The following is a 16,508-nucleotide window of genomic DNA, read 5'->3' on the forward strand; positions in this document are numbered from 1 at the left end:
AGACAGTTTGAGTCACTTCATTCTTCCAGATAAAAGAAAGGACCGAACGTTTCCACGTTCAGTCCTCTTTGTCCCAGCCAAATATCCGTTCAGGTTCAAGCAATAATGCTTATCCGAACGGCATTAAACCTTTCGGTTGGCGTTTTTTATGTCCGTTGATTTTACGGCAATAAAAAAGGCTGACGTATGTACGTCAGCCTTTCGTTTTTTTATTTACTCGATTGTCTCTATTCGAAACAGATCTCGATGAAGGCGTTACCCCATTGAGATGTGAAAGGCATGATGATAATAGCACCTTCACACTTATGACGAATGGTGTGGCCTTTACCTGAAACGACGATTGGCGTTGCCATGTCGAAATCAAAGCCGCTTTCTGCAAGAATACGTTTTGCACCACCAGTCACCATATTAGTGATTTCACCCACCATATCGGTCACTTCTTCGTTCAAGCCATTTGGTCGTTCACCCAACATGTTTTCCATGATTTCTAGGGCAAGACCTTCATCAAAAGTGATCGACATTGAGCCACGAGATTGTGTGCCAACCATACCAATTAGGCCGGATACATCACCACGAGCGATCTCATCTTTCTTAACTCTTGGTTTTTGTGGCTTTAATTCTAGAGAAGCCATCGTTTTTAATACGTTCATCAAAGAAGCTAAAAACGGGTTTACAAATTCAGCGCGCATAATGTTCTTCTATAATCTTATTCTTTCATATCGGAGGAGCAAGTTTGGCAAATGCCATGCGACTCAATGACTTGATTAGTCAATTTAAAGCCATGCTTCTCAGCGTTACTAGCGAGTAGAGTGACAAGCGCATCGTCTTGTAATTCTACCACAGTGCCACATTTATCGCAGATCAGTAGTTGGGAGAAATGTTTATTGGCATTGCAAGAACAGCAGCATATAAAGCTATTGGTTGATTCAACTCGGTGAATGAAACCTTGTTCCAACAAGAAATCCAAAGCGCGATATACTGTCGGAGGCTTGGCTTGTGGTTCACTGACTTTCAACTGCTCTAATAATTCATAAGCGCTAGAGGCTTTTTTATTAGAGAAAATGAGCTCAAACACTCGCTTTCTCTGAGGTGTTAATCTAACGCCTCGAGATGCGCATATCCCTTCAACTTGCTCTATTAATGTGTGGTCCAAATTTTTCACCATTCAATCGGACATCCCTATTCAAACCCTATTTCTAGGTTACTACGTTTTGGGAGCCAATGATTTCTATTAAAGTCAGGTACAGAGCGTATTGTGACCCACGACTTTGAATAAGACAAGGTAACTCAAAATGACAGTGTGACTCAAGGCATAACTGATTAATGAGGCTGAATTAGAGATCTGGTGAATATGTTTATAAAAAAGTGTGAGGTAAAGTTCATATAGCACAATCAAGGCATAGCATTTACAAGGGGCCGGCCTTGCTTTTGCTGGGTATTTCAGCATATTTTTTTGACTCGCTACTAGGGTACTTTGCCATGATACATTCATGTAGGTTGTCCGTCGCTTCAATGCTAGATTAACAGGATTGTAGAATTAATCCCTTTATAATCAGGTTTTTAAACAGCCACCCTCTGGCAGGATAGTTGCCACTGTTAAAATTTAACCAGTTTGTGGGCGATAAAGAGTAATTGTGTCTCGTATCTCAATAGAAAGAAAAGAAGCTATATTGAAGAAGCTGTTGCCCCCATATTCGATGTCAGTTAAAGAAGTGTCGGAAGAGGAAGGTATTAGCACTGCGACCCTGTATTATTGGCGGCAGCAACTCAGAAATTCAGGCTCCGCAGTGCCAAAGAGCAATGCTTCAACCAAGCTCTGGTTCTTCACTCAGATAATGGTGCGTCAATGAAGTCGCTGACGTTCAAAGCAAAAATTGAAGAGTTTGGTATTACCTCATCGTATAGCCGCCCAAGGGGCAGTGATAATAACCCGTGTGTCGAGTCATTGTTCCGCACGGTAAAGTACATGCCAAGCTGGCCAGTAAAGGGTTTTGAAACTATCGACGGTAGTCGACGTTGGGTTGAAGCCTTCGTCTGCTGGTACAACACTGAACACAAGCACCGTAAGCTAAATTACGTCACGCCTTCTGAGCGTCACAATGGAAAAGATAAAGAGATCTTGAATCACCGAGCGCAGGTATTACTCGCTGCAAAAGAGCTCAACCCTGAACGCTGGTCTGGTGATATCAGAAACTGTCAACCTGTTGGTGACGTTCACCTAAATCCAGAAAGAGAAGCTGCTTAATAAATGAGCACCTTATGGCAGCTGCCTTGAAACCGCCGGTAGGGTGATGCCCAGTTTATTCTTCGATATGTAGCAGAAAGGTGTATAGCACTCTTCAAATAGCTTCCCTGAGGCTGGTTTAGTAGTGACGATGTTGATGAAGACAAAGACGGTGAAGTTGATCTGCTACGTTTTTGACAGTACAAAACTGGAAGGTAACTTCTCTCGTTGGAAAGACTTGAAGAGCACAATAATGGTTGAAAACTTTCGTCTTGAGAAAGGAAAAGCAATCGACCTAGAATATCGTTACTATATCCGATCCAAAATGCTAAGTGCAGAGCAAGCTGCGATGGCAGTTAGAGAGCATTGGGGTATAGAGTCAATGCATTGGGTACTTGATGTCAGTATGAATGAAGATGCGTGTCAGGTATACAAAGACCATGGAGCGGAGAATCCATCTTGCCTGCGTCATATGAGCTTAAATATGCTCAGAGAGGAACCAACTAAGCTAAGCATTGTTGGGAAGCAAAAGCGATGCATGATGAATACAGTCATGCTAGAGGCAGTATTAAGTGCTGGTTTTACTCAGGCGGTGAAAAATCAGGCACTCATGCGGTCGCTCTGCTATTTAACGTATCAAACTGACAAAAAGAGCCTCTGCGTAACAGAGGCTCATTAAATAATACGATCGACATTAAACGCAATGATCAACGTTAATGGAGGTGATCTACAAGGCTAAGTGGCCTTGTTGTTAGTCGATAACGCGGGTCATCGCTTCTTCATAATGGCCATCTTTGATTCGGTAGAAAACATTGGTGTCTACTTCTGTGTTCCAAGTCCACTCTATAACGTGACTCGTCACTATCCCATTGCTATGCTTGTCATCCCACTCATAGGAAGCATTCATTTCAGCAAAGTTACAAGTATGATCGCCGCTAACTAAACAGGGTAAATCGGCAGGGTACTCTTCCCATGTTAACTCTTCAACTTCACCATTGTATTCAACGCGTGCACCATTTTCGGAATACGTGTAGGTGACGGCTTCGCCATTTTCGGTACTCATCCAAGTGGTACCCACAAAGCTGATCTCTTGAGCAAACAAGTCTTCTACATAGTGTTGTGCTGTTTGTTTGTCATCAAAAACCGGATAGCTTGTGGCGTTTATTACTGGGGCACTTTCACCTGCATAGACGGTAGAAATCTGCTCTTGTGCATCTAACCATAAGGTGTATGAATCATCCGCTTCTTTAATCGGGTTTGCAGGGTCAAGAGGGTTGAAGTCGGTGTCGTATGTCCAAACTTGATACAATTGCTTATCGTTATGTGCGGTATACGGAAAGATATAGCCAAATTCTCGATACTCGATAGGGTGCCAATAAAAGTCGCCTTTATTTGGCCCTAGCTCCATCGCTTCATAATCGCTTTTAACAATACTTAGTTCATTGCCTGTAGCGACGAGCTCATGGAGTCTTAGATCTGTATCAATCGCTTGATCTTGCTCAATATCTTCTTTATCCATGTAGCCTTTATAGAATTTAATAAAGTAAATAGGCTGTGTTGTTAGTTCAAGAGAGTTTTGAGGCTGAACGGCTAACTCACGGTCAACGAAAGTGCTGATGACAACGTCTTCGAAGTTAGCGTCTGTCGACTGTGCAACAAACGCAATGTTGTCTGCGGCAATAAACTCAGGGAATGATTCGTTTTCACCAAAATCAAAATCAACACTGCATCCATCTGAAGTAGAGTATGCACTGTACGTATCTAATCTATATTTCCCAGATTCAAACTTGTCATGAATTAGGCTAAAAGAGTATCTGTAATCTTTATCGATATAAGCTTTTGCACTCACGCTCCATTCAAAACCAATGTCTTGGCAGGATTGTTCAAATACAACATCCAGATCCATCGGTTCTACATCTTCTTCACACGTGCCAGACGTACAATCAATAGGGTCGCGGCTCCAGTTTAGATGACTTTTTGATATTGCACTTACGTGGGTCAATTCGCCATTTGAGTAGCCGTATGTGAAATTGCCCGCCCAGTAATCGGTCGCGGCTTCTTCACCGTATAAGAAAGTAACAGGTTCAGATGTCGCAACATTGGTTAATGCGTAACCTTCTTGGTTTTTCGCTTTTACGATTGTGCTCGTTGCTTCTTTAGCAAATAAATGAAGGCGCGGTATAAGTACATTTTGTGTTTCATCTTGGTTAAGAGTCAATTGTACGGTCATACCGTGGCGCGTCATTAGCACATCTTCATCAGAGGCTTCCCATGTTCCCGCTTCTACAAAGTTATCTGAACTTGGGCAATGATTCCCCAATAATTCCGCTTCGTAAAATGTGCCGTCGGACTTTAGTTGAGAACCATAGCAATAGACAGAAGCCACGCCATTTACGGTGTACTGCTCGTAGCGGTAAGAAGGCTCTTGCATAAGTAGAGATGCAAGGGTGTTGGCTGGCGTTGGAACAAAAGCTTCTTCTACTTCAGGCAGGTTAATGGTGACATCACCACTGAGTGAGCCATCACTTGAAGTGATGTTTATCTGATAACCAGTACCCGATTGCGATGGAGTACCAGAAATAAACAGAAGATCGCCTTCTTGAACGCTAACATCTAAACCAGACAGCGAAGTAGTGGCTTGATATGTCAGTTTATCGTGCTCTGCATCTGTGAATAGGTCACTTAATGAGAAGATAGCCGTCTCATCTAGGGCTATATCTTGTTCTAGATATAAATTGTTGATTTGACCCTGCAGTTTGGCTTTCTCTTCTGTGTTCACTACCGGTGCGGTATTACTTGGTGGCTCAATTGGAGTCCATGCCATTGGTAATATTTCTGGCAGTTCGAGCTCAGTCGTTATGTCTGATTCGCCATCACTGGCTTCTAAAAATAACTTAAACCCAGTACCTGCTTGAGTCGGAGTACCCACTAAATGGACGGTGTCACCCTCAATGCTTGCTGTTAAACCCGATACGTCAGTATTCGCGGTAATAACTAGCGCATCGTTGTCTTGATCAACGAACAGGTTCTGAATGTCAATTTGTTCATCTGACACTTCTGCTTGCTGCAATGGCAGTTTATTCACTTCCGTTTGAACTTGAGCTTGACGGGTGTAGTCGACCGTAGGCGCATTGTTCACCGGTGGAGCAGGTTGTTGGACTTCAGGAAGTCGGAACTGAGCTTGAAGCTTGTTGTTGTTTTCATCAACAACAGTGATGTAGAGCTTAAAACCATCGCCGTCGACTTCGGGCGTTCCTGCTAATGTCACGGTCGTTGAGTCTTCGCTTACACTTGCTGTGACTCCTGCTAACGTCGTTTCAGCGGTAATAGCCAGTTCATCGCCATCTTCATCATAAAATAACGTTGAAATATCGATCACTTCAGGGACCATTTCTACACTTTTCGTCAGCGATAGAGAATCAAGCACTTCATTCTGAATATATAGCATTGTTGCGTGGTCGGTATCTGGACGCGTATCCAAAGGCTCAACCGTCAACGAAATCGCTGCTTTCACTTGGCCTACAATCTCGCCATTTGAGTCGATATCGTCACTGACTAACACAATGATGTACTCGCCGTTGGTGACTTTAGATCGGCCTTCAACATCATTTGCGCTTTTTAAGGTTAACGTTCCGTTATTAATAGAGACGAGAATGTTTTGCTCTTGAAGTGCATTGGCATTTTCAATATCAACGCTAAGCGTGCCACCTTGTTGGTCTTTATCGGAAAATAGGGTATCGACTGTGGTGTTAAGGCTATGCTCAAAAGCTCGCACCGTGGTCAGTGACAGATCCGAAAGTTCGTCATTAAGTGCGTTTGCCGTATCACCATCAACTTTTGCTTGGTAGTTGGTTACAGGCGGTTCAACTATCGTTTTTCCATCTTTTTCAGTCAGAGGAATAGTGGGCTTGAAATCAGGATCTTGGATTTCGCTGTCACTGGCATTGTTTACGGTTACAACGGCTTGCTCGGTGATCTCTAGTGCGACGTCATCATACTGCTCTGCTGTATCGGCGTTGCTTTTCGTTTCGGTGAGTACTTGGGCCGTTTTGTGCATTTCGGCTGCAAGCTGCTGTTCTTCTGCTGTTGCATTACTGTCTTGCTTTATTTCGACATAATCGGCGTACAGATCAATGCTTTCAGTACTTCCGTTTAGGCTAATCAGTGTCGTTGCAACGTCGGCTTCCGCTTCTTGCTGTGTTTTGCCTTTATTCATTTCAGCAACAACAAGATCCGTAAATGGGTTGGCAACGGTTTGGCCTACAGGTGTTCGGAACACAATGTTTTTATCCATTGGCTGGAACTGATGATCCATGTCTACGGTATAGATACCTGACTCAACATGAAAGTGGGTATTGTCTTCATAAGGTTGAAGAACTTTAACAACAACGGGATAGCTTTCAATGTTGCGCTGTTGCTCTTGAGTGATTTTACCTTCTAGGTTGAGCTGCCCGTGTTCGTTAGTGAGTAACAGAGCCCCGTCGTGAGTGGTGATCTCTTCCCCTGGGTTACATTCACCGTCTAGGTTTTGGTCTGAACAGACTAAGGCATTTTTAAGGTAACCATCCATAGAGGTGATAACAATCCCCCCCATTTGTGGTGATGTGCCTGAAGAAGGGCTAGATGAGTCATCGCTCCCACAACCCGTTAACGCCATTGAAACTGCCGCTGCCAGCAAGCTGATTTTTTTCATTACTCTTACGTCCTTCGTAGGTGAGCCTTAGTGTTTGGTTTGGCTAGATTTAAATGAAATGTAATCACTTAATAAGATCGCGAAGTCTACGTTTTTTAGGGTAAAAATTGGCACTATCAGATATAAGTGAATTTATATCTAGTTGGTGGAACTTCAGTTTGTGAACTTTGATGTGTCGCTTTTGATATTGATGTCACAGAGCATGGTGTAATAAAACAGAGCATCAATTATTTAACTAAATCAGTGCGGTGTCGTAGGGGAAAGGCGTATAAAGTCTACTTTTTAAAGATAAATCACTGATACCATAAATATAATAATATTTATATCAGTAATACGTATGAACTTTAATGAGTACTACTTGTTAGCTATTTTTGCTGCGGTCGTAGAAGAGAGAAAATATACTAAGGCAGCGAAGCGGTTAGGGATAACTCAGCCATCGGTGAGTCAAAGTATTTCAAAATTGCGAGATATTTATAATGATCCACTTTTTGTTAGGGAGAAGCTAGGCGTTAGACCGACAGCATTTGCGTTGGAAATTTATCCAGATATTGCTGATGCAATTTTAAAGTTAGATGCACTATCAGCGACGAGGACCCGATTTGATCCGAGTCTGAGTAAGCGTGTATTTAAAATATCAACCATCAGTCTATTTGAGCACACTTTAATACCTGAGCTTTTTAAGGTGGTTGAAAGTGAAGCTCCGAATGTTACGATTTTAGTTGATAACCACAGTACAAAAGAAACCAAGGATATGCTAAGACTAAGCACGATTGATCTCTCAATAGAAGGCTCTTCCGAAACTGAACCATCAATACATTCTCACAGGATTTATGACGATGAGTTAGTTGTTGTTTGTCGGAAAAATCATCCTGTATTTCCTGCAAGCCTAATAAGCGAGAGTGAGTTTCTAGAACATCAGCACGTTACACTTTCAAGTATCTCTGGTAATCACAGTTTTTTTGAGAGCTTACGGCCCTCTAGTGTCCAACTTTTGCAAAAACGTAAAGTGAAAAGACAAGTTGCGAGTTATTGGGGGTTACTATCTTCCGTTCAAGACAGCGATAACCTAGCTATTTTCACTCGTAAAATGGCAGCTGATAATTTGGACGTATTTAATCTGAAAATTTTAGATAACAATTTTTTAGAGCAGAAAGTTGAGGTGTGTGTGTATTGGTCAAAAGCTAGAAACCTTGATTCATCAGTTGCCTGGTTGAGAGAAAAGGTTAAAGCTGCCGCTATTAATGCTTTATCTTGTTAGTTAGTTAGTTAGTTAGTTAGTTAGTTAGTTAGTTAGTTAGTTAGTTAGTGGTACTGCGATTGTGCCAGTGACATTAGTGTAGATAGAAATTATCGAGACCATTTAGGAACTCATGATTTGGCAATTAGACCAGGGATGAAAGGGAATGTGCCAAGCCTGCTTATGATTGAAGCAATGCTGGTAGGGCTGTATAATCCCCCGCCTTATGTTGAGCAGAGGGTGATCGTTCATTCTCTCAGTATAAGAACAGCTAACACATAAAGCGGTGTGCTATGAGCTATATCGTTGAATTTCTAAGAGGTATCTAATATGCACCCATCATCCCGCTTATCCGTCGCACCCATGCTCGATTGGACTGACCGCCACTGTCGTTACTTTCACCGTTTGCTTTCTCAGCAGACGCTTCTGTACACGGAAATGATAACAACGGGTGCGATCTTACATGGTAAGGGCGATTTTCTAGAATATAACGAGCAAGAACATCCTCTTGCACTTCAACTCGGTGGTTCAAACCCGGTTGATTTGGCGGCGTGTGCCAAGCTTGCTGGTGAGCGTGGCTATGATGAGATCAACCTTAATGTCGGTTGCCCTTCCGACCGAGTTCAGAATGGTCGCTTTGGTGCTTGCCTAATGGCTGAGCCTGAGCTGGTGGCAGATTGTGTGTCGGCGATGAAAGAAGTCACAGATATTCCAATTACCGTGAAAACGCGTATTGGTATCGACGACCAAGACTCTTATGAGTTCTTAACTAAGTTTGTTTCGACGGTTTCTGAAAAAGGCGGCTGTGAGCAATTTACTATTCATGCTCGTAAAGCATGGTTGAGTGGCCTTAGCCCTAAAGAGAACCGAGAGATTCCACCGCTAGATTACGATCGTGCATACCAAATCAAGAAAGATTTCTCTGATCTTGTGATTGCCGTGAATGGTGGCGTTACTACTCTTGAGCAAACTAAAGAGCACTTGCAACACCTTGATGGTGTGATGATCGGTCGTGAGGCTTACCATAGCCCGTTTATCTTGGCTGAAGTTGATCAGCAGATCTTTGGTTTAGACACGCCAATTAAGAAGCGCTCACAAGTGGTTGAAGAAATGTACCCGTACATTGAGCGTGAGCTTTCAAATGGTGCAAGCTTAGGACACATCTCTCGTCATATGCTTGGTTTGTTCCAAAGCATGCCGGGCGCAAGACAATGGCGTCGTTACATCAGTGAAAACGCACATAAGAAAGGTGCAGGTATCGAAGTGATGCAGACAGCATTGGCTAAGATCCCTAAAGAGCTAAACGTATAATCTCCCTCGAGGTTAAAAGTTCGAGCTTAAAAGCCCAAGGTTAGAAACTTAAGGTTAAAAACTTAAGCTTAAAAACCAAGCTTATAAACCCAAGCTTAAAAACTTAAGCTTAAAAACTTAAGCTTAAAAAACTTAAGGTTAAATTCGCCACTAGAGGCTAAATTTGCCATTGATCGTTTCTTTAAAAGCCACGCATTTAGATGTGTGGCTTTTTATTTGATTGATAAGTAAGGGTTTTATTGGTTTCACTAACTTGGTATGGAAGCTGCAATGTTAGAAAGTAGGAAAGATAGGTCATTAACTCATTAGGGAGACCATTATGTTTGAATTAATCTTTGTTCTTATTTTCGTCGCAACTCTACTTGTCACTGGCATCACGTTTATGACGGTATTGGCTGCAACTGGAATCGCGTTAGCAGTTATGTTGGTCTTGGGTATGATGGGGGTTGTGTTTAAGTTGCTGCCTTGGTTAATTGTGATTGCATTGGGTATCTGGTTTTTCAAAAACTTTGTACACAGTTCTAACCAAAGACGTTACTAAGGTCATAGTGTCGTCAAATCTTTGATCGTCAGCGGTTTATCGTTTGAGAATTAAAGATGTGTGATAGAATTTTCCCCAATAATCTATGAATGTGCATACAATTAGCACAACGATATGGAATTGGAGCTATCTCAAATGAATAAAATGCCATTAATTGCTTTAGTGGGAATGCTATCTTTAAGCTCGGCAGTGTCTGCTGAAGAAGAGTTTTCTTACACGGCTAAAGTCGGTGCCGATATGTGGTGGGGAAGTACAAAGCTAAACGAAGTTAGACAAGATGATGATTCTAACTCACCTTCGTTGTATTTCGCATTTGAGCATAATGCCCCGATGCTACCAAACGCTAGCTTTCGTTATACTTCTGTTGATGCAGATTCATTGGCTTTCGATAAGTACGACTACACCTTCTATTACACGTTGTTAGATCACAAGCTGATGAACTTCGATGCGGGTGTGACGTTTACTCAGTATTCAAACTCGAATTACATCGAGCCTCAAAATGGCACTCAAACAAGCTTTGATGAATTCACTTGGAGCTTCTACGGTAACGCAGAGATCAACGTTCCTGAGACCAATTTCGATATCATTGGTACGATGGAGTTCGGTGATAGCAGTGGTATTAAGAGCACGGATTTGATGGCAGGTGTTCAGTACCGAATTCCTGTAGCAGAAACTGAGGTGGCACTGCGTGGTGGTTACCGCGTGATCGACCTTGATTCGGAAGAGTTCTTCTCTTCAGAGGTTGGCAAAGAGTTTGTCATGGTTGATGGCTGGTTTGCTGGCGCTGAAGTGCGCTTCTAGGCCACATAAAGCAAATTTAGAACGAATTTTAAGAACGCCACTTTATTAAGTGGCGTTTTTTTATATCTATTGGTTATATCCTTCTGGAATTAGTTAGCACATTCATCACTTTCGACCATCCTTTATACAGAGAGCTAATTAGCGTCTATTCTTATAAGGTCTATGTTGTGAGGTCAAAGCAAGGGATGGAATATGACACTCAATGAATTACGAAATTTATATAGAGAAAATCTGTTAGTTGAAGCGATCATAGAGCCCTCAATTCAAGAAGGGTCTTGGGTTGTGGAGTTTCGCCATATGGGAGGTGGCTTTGTTCTGCTTACTGATGTTCATGGTGAAGAGTGCCATTACGCGGATTTAGACCTAGCATCTAAATCGGCAATGGCGGTTGGCTTTCAGCAAGTGCGTATTGAAAACCAGTAAGTCAATTTACGTTTCAATCGGTTTTTACTTCCAAAAAGTTATAAAACATACTTTTCTATTCTTTCTTGTTATTAAAAGGAGTGGTTAATCTATCGTCACGCAATGATTAGGGATGTCGTGACCATGTCTTTAAATAAGAAAGAGTCTTCACAAAATAATAATGCACAGTCTGGGGCTAATGAGTTACCTGGGCTAGCAGCACCACTTAATGACCAACAATTGGGTCATCTTCAACACACTGTTTCTGAGTTATCTTCACAACAACTGGCATGGGTCAGTGGTTACCTTTGGGGAGTGAGCCAAGCTCAGCCTGTCGGTGCAGCTGCGCCAATCGCTCAAGCGGCTGCTGCAGTAGCGGCTAAGCCAGCGGGTAAGCTCAGCATTATCTTCGCATCTCAAACAGGTAATGCGAAAGGCGTCGCTGAATCGCTTGAGGCAGAAGCCAAAGCCTTGGGTATTGCTGTCGAGCTTTTCGATGCAAGTGATTATAAAGGTAAGAACCTAGCCAAAGAGACACACGTCATTTTTGTGGCTTCAACCAATGGTGAGGGCGAAGCCCCTGATAACGCTATTGAGTTGCATGAATTCCTACAATCGAAGAAAGCGCCAAAATTATCAAACCTACAATACGGTGTGATTGGTTTAGGTGACTCAAGCTATGAGTTCTTCTGCCAAACGGCTAAAGACTTCGATAGCTTCCTCGCTAAGCTTGGTGCTAAATCGTTTGTTGACCGTCTTGATTGTGATGTTGATTACGAAGAATCAGCAACGGAATGGCGCGCTAAAGCATTAGAGCAAGTAAAAGAGACGCTATCGACAGGTACTGAAGCCGATGTGGTTCAATTACCAGTCGGTCAAGCGGCTACCGGTCATTCGCAATACACCAAACAAAACCCATATACCGCGACATTATTGACGAGCCAAAAGATCACCGGTCGTGATTCGGGCAAAGATGTTCGTCATATCGAGATTGATCTTGATGAGTCGGGTATTACTTACCAACCGGGTGATGCGCTAGGCGTATGGTTTGAAAACAGTTCAGAACTCGCAAATCAGATCCTTTCTAAGGTTGGGTTGTCTGGTATCGAAAGTGTTGATGTCGATGGTGACAACTTATCTATCCACAGCGCACTCGTCAGTAAATTCGAGATTACATCTTCAAACCCTCAACTTGTGACTAAGTTTGCTGAGCTATCGGGCAGCAAGAAGTTAATCAAGCTGGTGGAAGATAAAGACAAGCTTCGTGAATACGCGGGTAATACTCAAGTTGTCGATGTTTTAGCTGAGAAGAAAACTAAGCTATCGGCTGATGAATTGATTGGTCTACTACGTAAGCTGACACCGCGTCTCTATTCTATTGCATCAAGCCAAGCAGAAGTAGATGAAGAAGTTCACTTGACGGTTGGTTTGGTTGAATACCAAAAAGGCGAAGAGTCTCGTTTAGGTGGCGCTTCAAGTTTCTTAGCTCAACGCCTTGAAGAAGGTGGTGAAGTGAAGGTGTTTGTAGAGAACAACAATAACTTCAAACTGCCGCAAGACGACAAAACACCAATCATCATGGTTGGCCCGGGTACCGGTATCGCACCGTTCCGCAGTTTTGTTCAAGAGCGTGAAAACAATGATGCTGAAGGCAAAAGCTGGCTGTTCTTTGGTGACCGAACTTTCACTCAAGATTTCTTATATCAAGTTGAATGGCAGAAGTACCTTAAGTCTGGTGCGCTAACCAAGCTTGATGTTGCCTTTAGTCGCGACCAAAAAGAAAAGGTTTATGTTCAAGATCGCTTAATCGAACAAGCTGCTCAGGTTTGGCAATGGCTTCAAGAGGGCGCGTACCTCTATGTATGTGGCGATGCGACTCGAATGGCGAAAGATGTTCATGAAGCGTTAGTTACAATTGCGGAAAAACATGGCAATCAGAGCCGCGAGCAAGCTGAACAATATATTAATGATTTACGTAAAGCGAAACGTTACCAAAGGGATGTGTACTAATGAGCAAGCAAGTAATAGAGCAAGAAGTGCTAGGTCAAGTACTGGGACCTTTGGCTGATAACGAACGTCTGAAGCGTGAAAGTAAAAATCTTCGCGGTACGATTGAACAAGATCTCCAAGATAGAATTACGGGTGGCTTTACTGCTGATAACTTTCAGTTGATCCGCTTTCACGGTATGTATCAGCAAGATGACCGTGATATTCGTAACGAACGTACCAAGCAAAAGTTAGAACCTTTACATAATGTCATGCTGCGTGCGCGTATGCCTGGCGGGATCATCACTCCGAAGCAGTGGCTCGCGATTGATAAATTCGCAGATGAGAGCACCTCTTATGGTTCTATCCGTCTCACAACTCGTCAAACTTTCCAGTTTCACGGTGTGTTGAAGCCGAACATTAAGTTAATGCACCAAACACTAAACAGTATTGGTATTGATTCCATTGCAACGGCGGGTGACGTAAACCGAAATGTTTTGTGTACGACAAACCCGGTTGAGTCTGAGCTCCATCAAGAAGCCTACGAGTGGGCGAAAAAGATCAGTGAACATCTATTACCTAAGACTCGTGCTTATGCAGAAATCTGGTTAGATGGTGAAAAGCTAGCAACAACGGATGAAGAACCTATCTTAGGTAGTAACTACTTACCACGTAAGTTCAAGACGACGGTTGTAATTCCTCCGCAAAATGACGTAGATGTTCATGCTAACGATCTTAACTTCATCGCGATTGCTAAAGACGGAAAGCTGGTGGGCTTTAACGTATTAGTGGGCGGTGGTCTTGCAATGACGCACGGCGATACTTCTACTTATGCACGTAAAGCTGACGATTTTGGTTTTGTGCCATTAGATAAAACGTTAGATGTAGCAGCGGCGGTGGTAACGACTCAGCGTGATTGGGGTAACCGTTCGAACCGTAAGAACGCAAAAACCAAATACACACTAGACCGTGTTGGTATTGATGTATTTAAAGCAGAAGTAGAAAAACGTGCAGGCGTTGAGTTTTCTGAAAGCAGTCCTTATGAGTTTACTGGCCGTGGCGATCGTATCGGTTGGGCGGAAGGCATTGATGGTAAGCACCACTTAGCGTTATTCATCGAAAATGGTCGTTTGCTTGATTTCCCAGGGAAAGCGCTGAAAACAGGTGTTGCTGAAATAGCGAAGATCCACAAAGGTGACTTCCGCATGACAGCGAACCAAAACCTCATTGTTGCAGGTGTACCTGAGAGCCAAAAGGCAAAAATTGAAAAGCTGGCACGTCAATACGGTCTGATGGATGATGCCGTTTCCGAGCAGCGTAAAAACTCAATGGCTTGTGTGGCATTCCCAACATGTCCTTTAGCAATGGCAGAAGCTGAGCGTTTTCTTCCTGAGTTTGTAACGGATGTTGAAGACATTCTGAAGAAACACGGATTACCAGAAGAAGATAACATCATCCTTCGTATCACGGGTTGTCCAAACGGTTGTGGTCGTGCAATGTTGGCTGAGTTGGGTTTAGTCGGTAAGGCGCCGGGGCGTTACAACATGCACTTAGGTGGCAACAAAGCCGGAACTCGTATCCCGAAGATGTATAAAGAGAACATCACGTCAGCTCAGATTTTAGAAGAGATTGATTCGCTGGTGGGACGTTGGGCTACGGAACGTAACGACAATGAAGGGTTCGGTGATTTTACAATCCGAGCTGGCATCATCGAAGAGGTGATCATTTCAAAGAGGGATCTGCATGCATAATTCTGTCGCTTCAAAACTGAAGTTAGCAGAGCTACTCGCATTGACTAAGACGGAGCAAATACTTCGTCTTGGACAAATCAATGCTGAGTTAGAGCAGCTAACCGCATTAGAAAGAGTTAAGTGGGCACTCGAACATTTAGAAGGGACACATGTTGTGTCTTCTAGTTTCGGAATCCAAGCGGCGTTGATGCTGCACTTAGTGACTCAAGCAAAACCCGATATTCCGGTTATTCTTACGGACACTGGGTATCTATTCCCGGAAACGTATCGATTTATCGATGAGTTAAGTCAGAAGTTGACTCTAAACCTTCAAGTCTTTCGTTCTCAGCAGAGCCCTAATTGGCAAGAAGCGCAATATGGCAAACTTTGGGATCAAGGTATAGAAGGGATAGAGAAGTACAACAAGCTTAATAAAGTTGAACCGATGAGAAGAGCGCTGGATGAACTAGAGGCTGGCACTTGGTTTTCTGGGTTGAGAAGAGAGCAATCTCAATCGCGTGCAAACTTGCCTATCTTATCTATCCAAAATGGTGTGTTTAAGTTCTTGCCAGTAATTGATTGGACAAATAAAGATGTTCATTATTACTTAGAAGAGCATGGTCTCAGTTATCACCCACTTCGTGAGCAGGGGTACCTTTCTGTTGGAGATACTCATACTACTAAGAAATGGGAACCGGGTATGACTGAAGAAGAAACCCGTTTTAATGGTCTAAAACGAGAATGTGGTCTCCATGAAGACGATGGAGAGCAATATGGCTCTGGGATTTAGACTCATTGCCATTTAAAAAGCTGCCATAAGGCAGTTTTTTTGTTTTCTAGGATGAAAATTAGAGCAATTGTGGATAAGTCTGTGGTTATTCTGTAGGTACTTTGTAGTTAAACTTGCACAAATAAGGCTTTGAGTGTTTATTCATCATCTAACCGTTATTTTTACATTTTTCTTTAATAAACACTTGCCAATGTGAGGAACATCTCTATAATGCCGCCTCACTGACACGGTAGACGCCACAAGGCTTCAGCGAAGAATGTTAGTAAGGCAACTAGCTTTAAGCGATTATTCGCTTCTACTTTTTAAAAGTGGAAATTAATTTTCAAAAGTGTTTGACACTGAGAATTAAAACGCTAGAATGGCCGCCTCTTCCGAAGTGATGTAAGTCACAACGAAGAGAAGCTCTTTAACAATTTAAACCTATCAATCTGTGTGGGCACTCGTTGATGAATATCAAAACGTTTTATCTTCCCTTTTTATTAAGAGAAGTAAAACAGATTCCTCGGAATCAACTTTGGTTTCAATGAACTGAGTGACCAATACGAATAACTACTTTCTCTTGTAGAAAGAAAGTATTTGGCACAGTCAATTCATTATCTTTCTGTTGGAAAGATAATAGCTTTAGAATTACTTTTTGTAGTTTTGAAGTCAGTATTCATTGAGCCGACAAAATCTTAAATTGAAGAGTTTGATCATGGCTCAGATTGAACGCTGGCGGCAGGCCTAACACATGCAAGTCGAGCGGAAACGACACTAACAATCCTTCGGGTGCGTTAATGGGCGTCGAGCGGCG

General features: G+C 42.7%; 11 protein-coding genes, 1 rRNA gene and 2 pseudogenes. 11 read left to right on the forward strand and 3 right to left on the reverse strand.

Annotated features, from left to right (window positions below; translation table 11 throughout):
- Positions 1-227: 227 nt before the first annotated feature.
- Both L3V36_RS23520 and zur read right to left on the reverse strand, forming a co-directional pair.
- Entirely contained in the window at positions 228-689 is a 462-nt protein-coding gene (locus L3V36_RS23520) for a chemotaxis protein CheX (RefSeq protein WP_004735847.1), read from the reverse strand.
- 17 nt (positions 690-706) lie between these two features.
- Positions 707-1,165 carry a zinc uptake transcriptional repressor Zur gene (gene zur, locus L3V36_RS23525; protein WP_004735846.1) on the reverse strand — a complete coding sequence of 153 codons (459 nt, stop codon included), beginning with the start codon at positions 1,163-1,165 and terminating at the stop codon, positions 707-709.
- A 630-nt stretch (positions 1,166-1,795) separates the two neighbouring features.
- Here zur and L3V36_RS23530 point away from each other — a divergent pair.
- Positions 1,796-2,245, forward strand: a pseudogene (locus L3V36_RS23530) (integrase core domain-containing protein); the annotation flags it as partial.
- A 163-nt stretch (positions 2,246-2,408) separates the two neighbouring features.
- A pseudogene (locus L3V36_RS23535) lies at positions 2,409-2,813 on the forward strand (ISAs1 family transposase); the annotation flags it as partial.
- A gap of 162 nt (positions 2,814-2,975) precedes the next feature.
- Here L3V36_RS23535 and L3V36_RS23540 read toward each other — a convergent pair.
- Positions 2,976-6,917 (reverse strand): hypothetical protein, encoded by a 3,942-nt coding sequence (locus tag L3V36_RS23540; RefSeq protein ID WP_208775715.1) that lies wholly within the window; start codon positions 6,915-6,917, stop codon positions 2,976-2,978.
- A 358-nt stretch (positions 6,918-7,275) separates the two neighbouring features.
- Between L3V36_RS23540 and L3V36_RS23545 the strand changes: the two genes are divergently transcribed.
- The 9 genes from L3V36_RS23545 to L3V36_RS23585 form a co-directional block, all read left to right on the forward strand.
- The gene (locus tag L3V36_RS23545) at positions 7,276-8,175 is read left to right on the forward strand and encodes a LysR family transcriptional regulator (RefSeq protein ID WP_017086599.1); all 900 of its coding nucleotides are present in this window, start codon (positions 7,276-7,278) and stop codon (positions 8,173-8,175) included.
- Between the two features lie 309 nt (positions 8,176-8,484).
- Positions 8,485-9,465, forward strand: a complete 981-nt coding sequence (gene dusA, locus L3V36_RS23550) for a tRNA dihydrouridine(20/20a) synthase DusA (RefSeq protein ID WP_017086598.1) — start codon at positions 8,485-8,487, stop codon at positions 9,463-9,465.
- 319 nt (positions 9,466-9,784) lie between these two features.
- Positions 9,785-10,006 (forward strand): envelope stress response protein PspG, encoded by a 222-nt coding sequence (gene pspG / locus L3V36_RS23555; protein ID WP_010434219.1) that lies wholly within the window; start codon positions 9,785-9,787, stop codon positions 10,004-10,006.
- A 135-nt stretch (positions 10,007-10,141) separates the two neighbouring features.
- Positions 10,142-10,807: a TIGR04219 family outer membrane beta-barrel protein gene (locus L3V36_RS23560; protein WP_029222746.1), complete on the forward strand. Its 666-nt coding sequence runs from the start codon at positions 10,142-10,144 to the stop codon at positions 10,805-10,807.
- Positions 10,808-10,999: 192 nt separating this feature from the next.
- Positions 11,000-11,230, forward strand: a complete 231-nt coding sequence (locus tag L3V36_RS23565; protein ID WP_004735813.1) for a hypothetical protein — start codon at positions 11,000-11,002, stop codon at positions 11,228-11,230.
- 123 nt (positions 11,231-11,353) lie between these two features.
- Positions 11,354-13,219 carry an assimilatory sulfite reductase (NADPH) flavoprotein subunit gene (locus tag L3V36_RS23570; RefSeq protein ID WP_208775714.1) on the forward strand — a complete coding sequence of 622 codons (1,866 nt, stop codon included), beginning with the start codon at positions 11,354-11,356 and terminating at the stop codon, positions 13,217-13,219.
- Complete coding sequence (gene cysI, locus L3V36_RS23575; protein WP_208775713.1) at positions 13,219-14,946, forward strand: assimilatory sulfite reductase (NADPH) hemoprotein subunit; 1,728 nt, start codon at positions 13,219-13,221, stop codon at positions 14,944-14,946. Before L3V36_RS23570 ends, cysI begins: the two co-directional genes overlap by 1 nt.
- Positions 14,939-15,715 (forward strand): phosphoadenylyl-sulfate reductase, encoded by a 777-nt coding sequence (locus tag L3V36_RS23580; protein WP_017080080.1) that lies wholly within the window; start codon positions 14,939-14,941, stop codon positions 15,713-15,715. Before cysI ends, L3V36_RS23580 begins: the two co-directional genes overlap by 8 nt.
- Positions 15,716-16,391: 676 nt before the next feature.
- Positions 16,392-16,508 (forward strand): 16S ribosomal RNA (locus L3V36_RS23585); the annotation flags it as partial.

Source organism: Vibrio sp. G-C-1 (assembly GCF_021728015.1).
Lineage (GTDB): Bacteria > Pseudomonadota > Gammaproteobacteria > Enterobacterales > Vibrionaceae > Vibrio > Vibrio splendidus.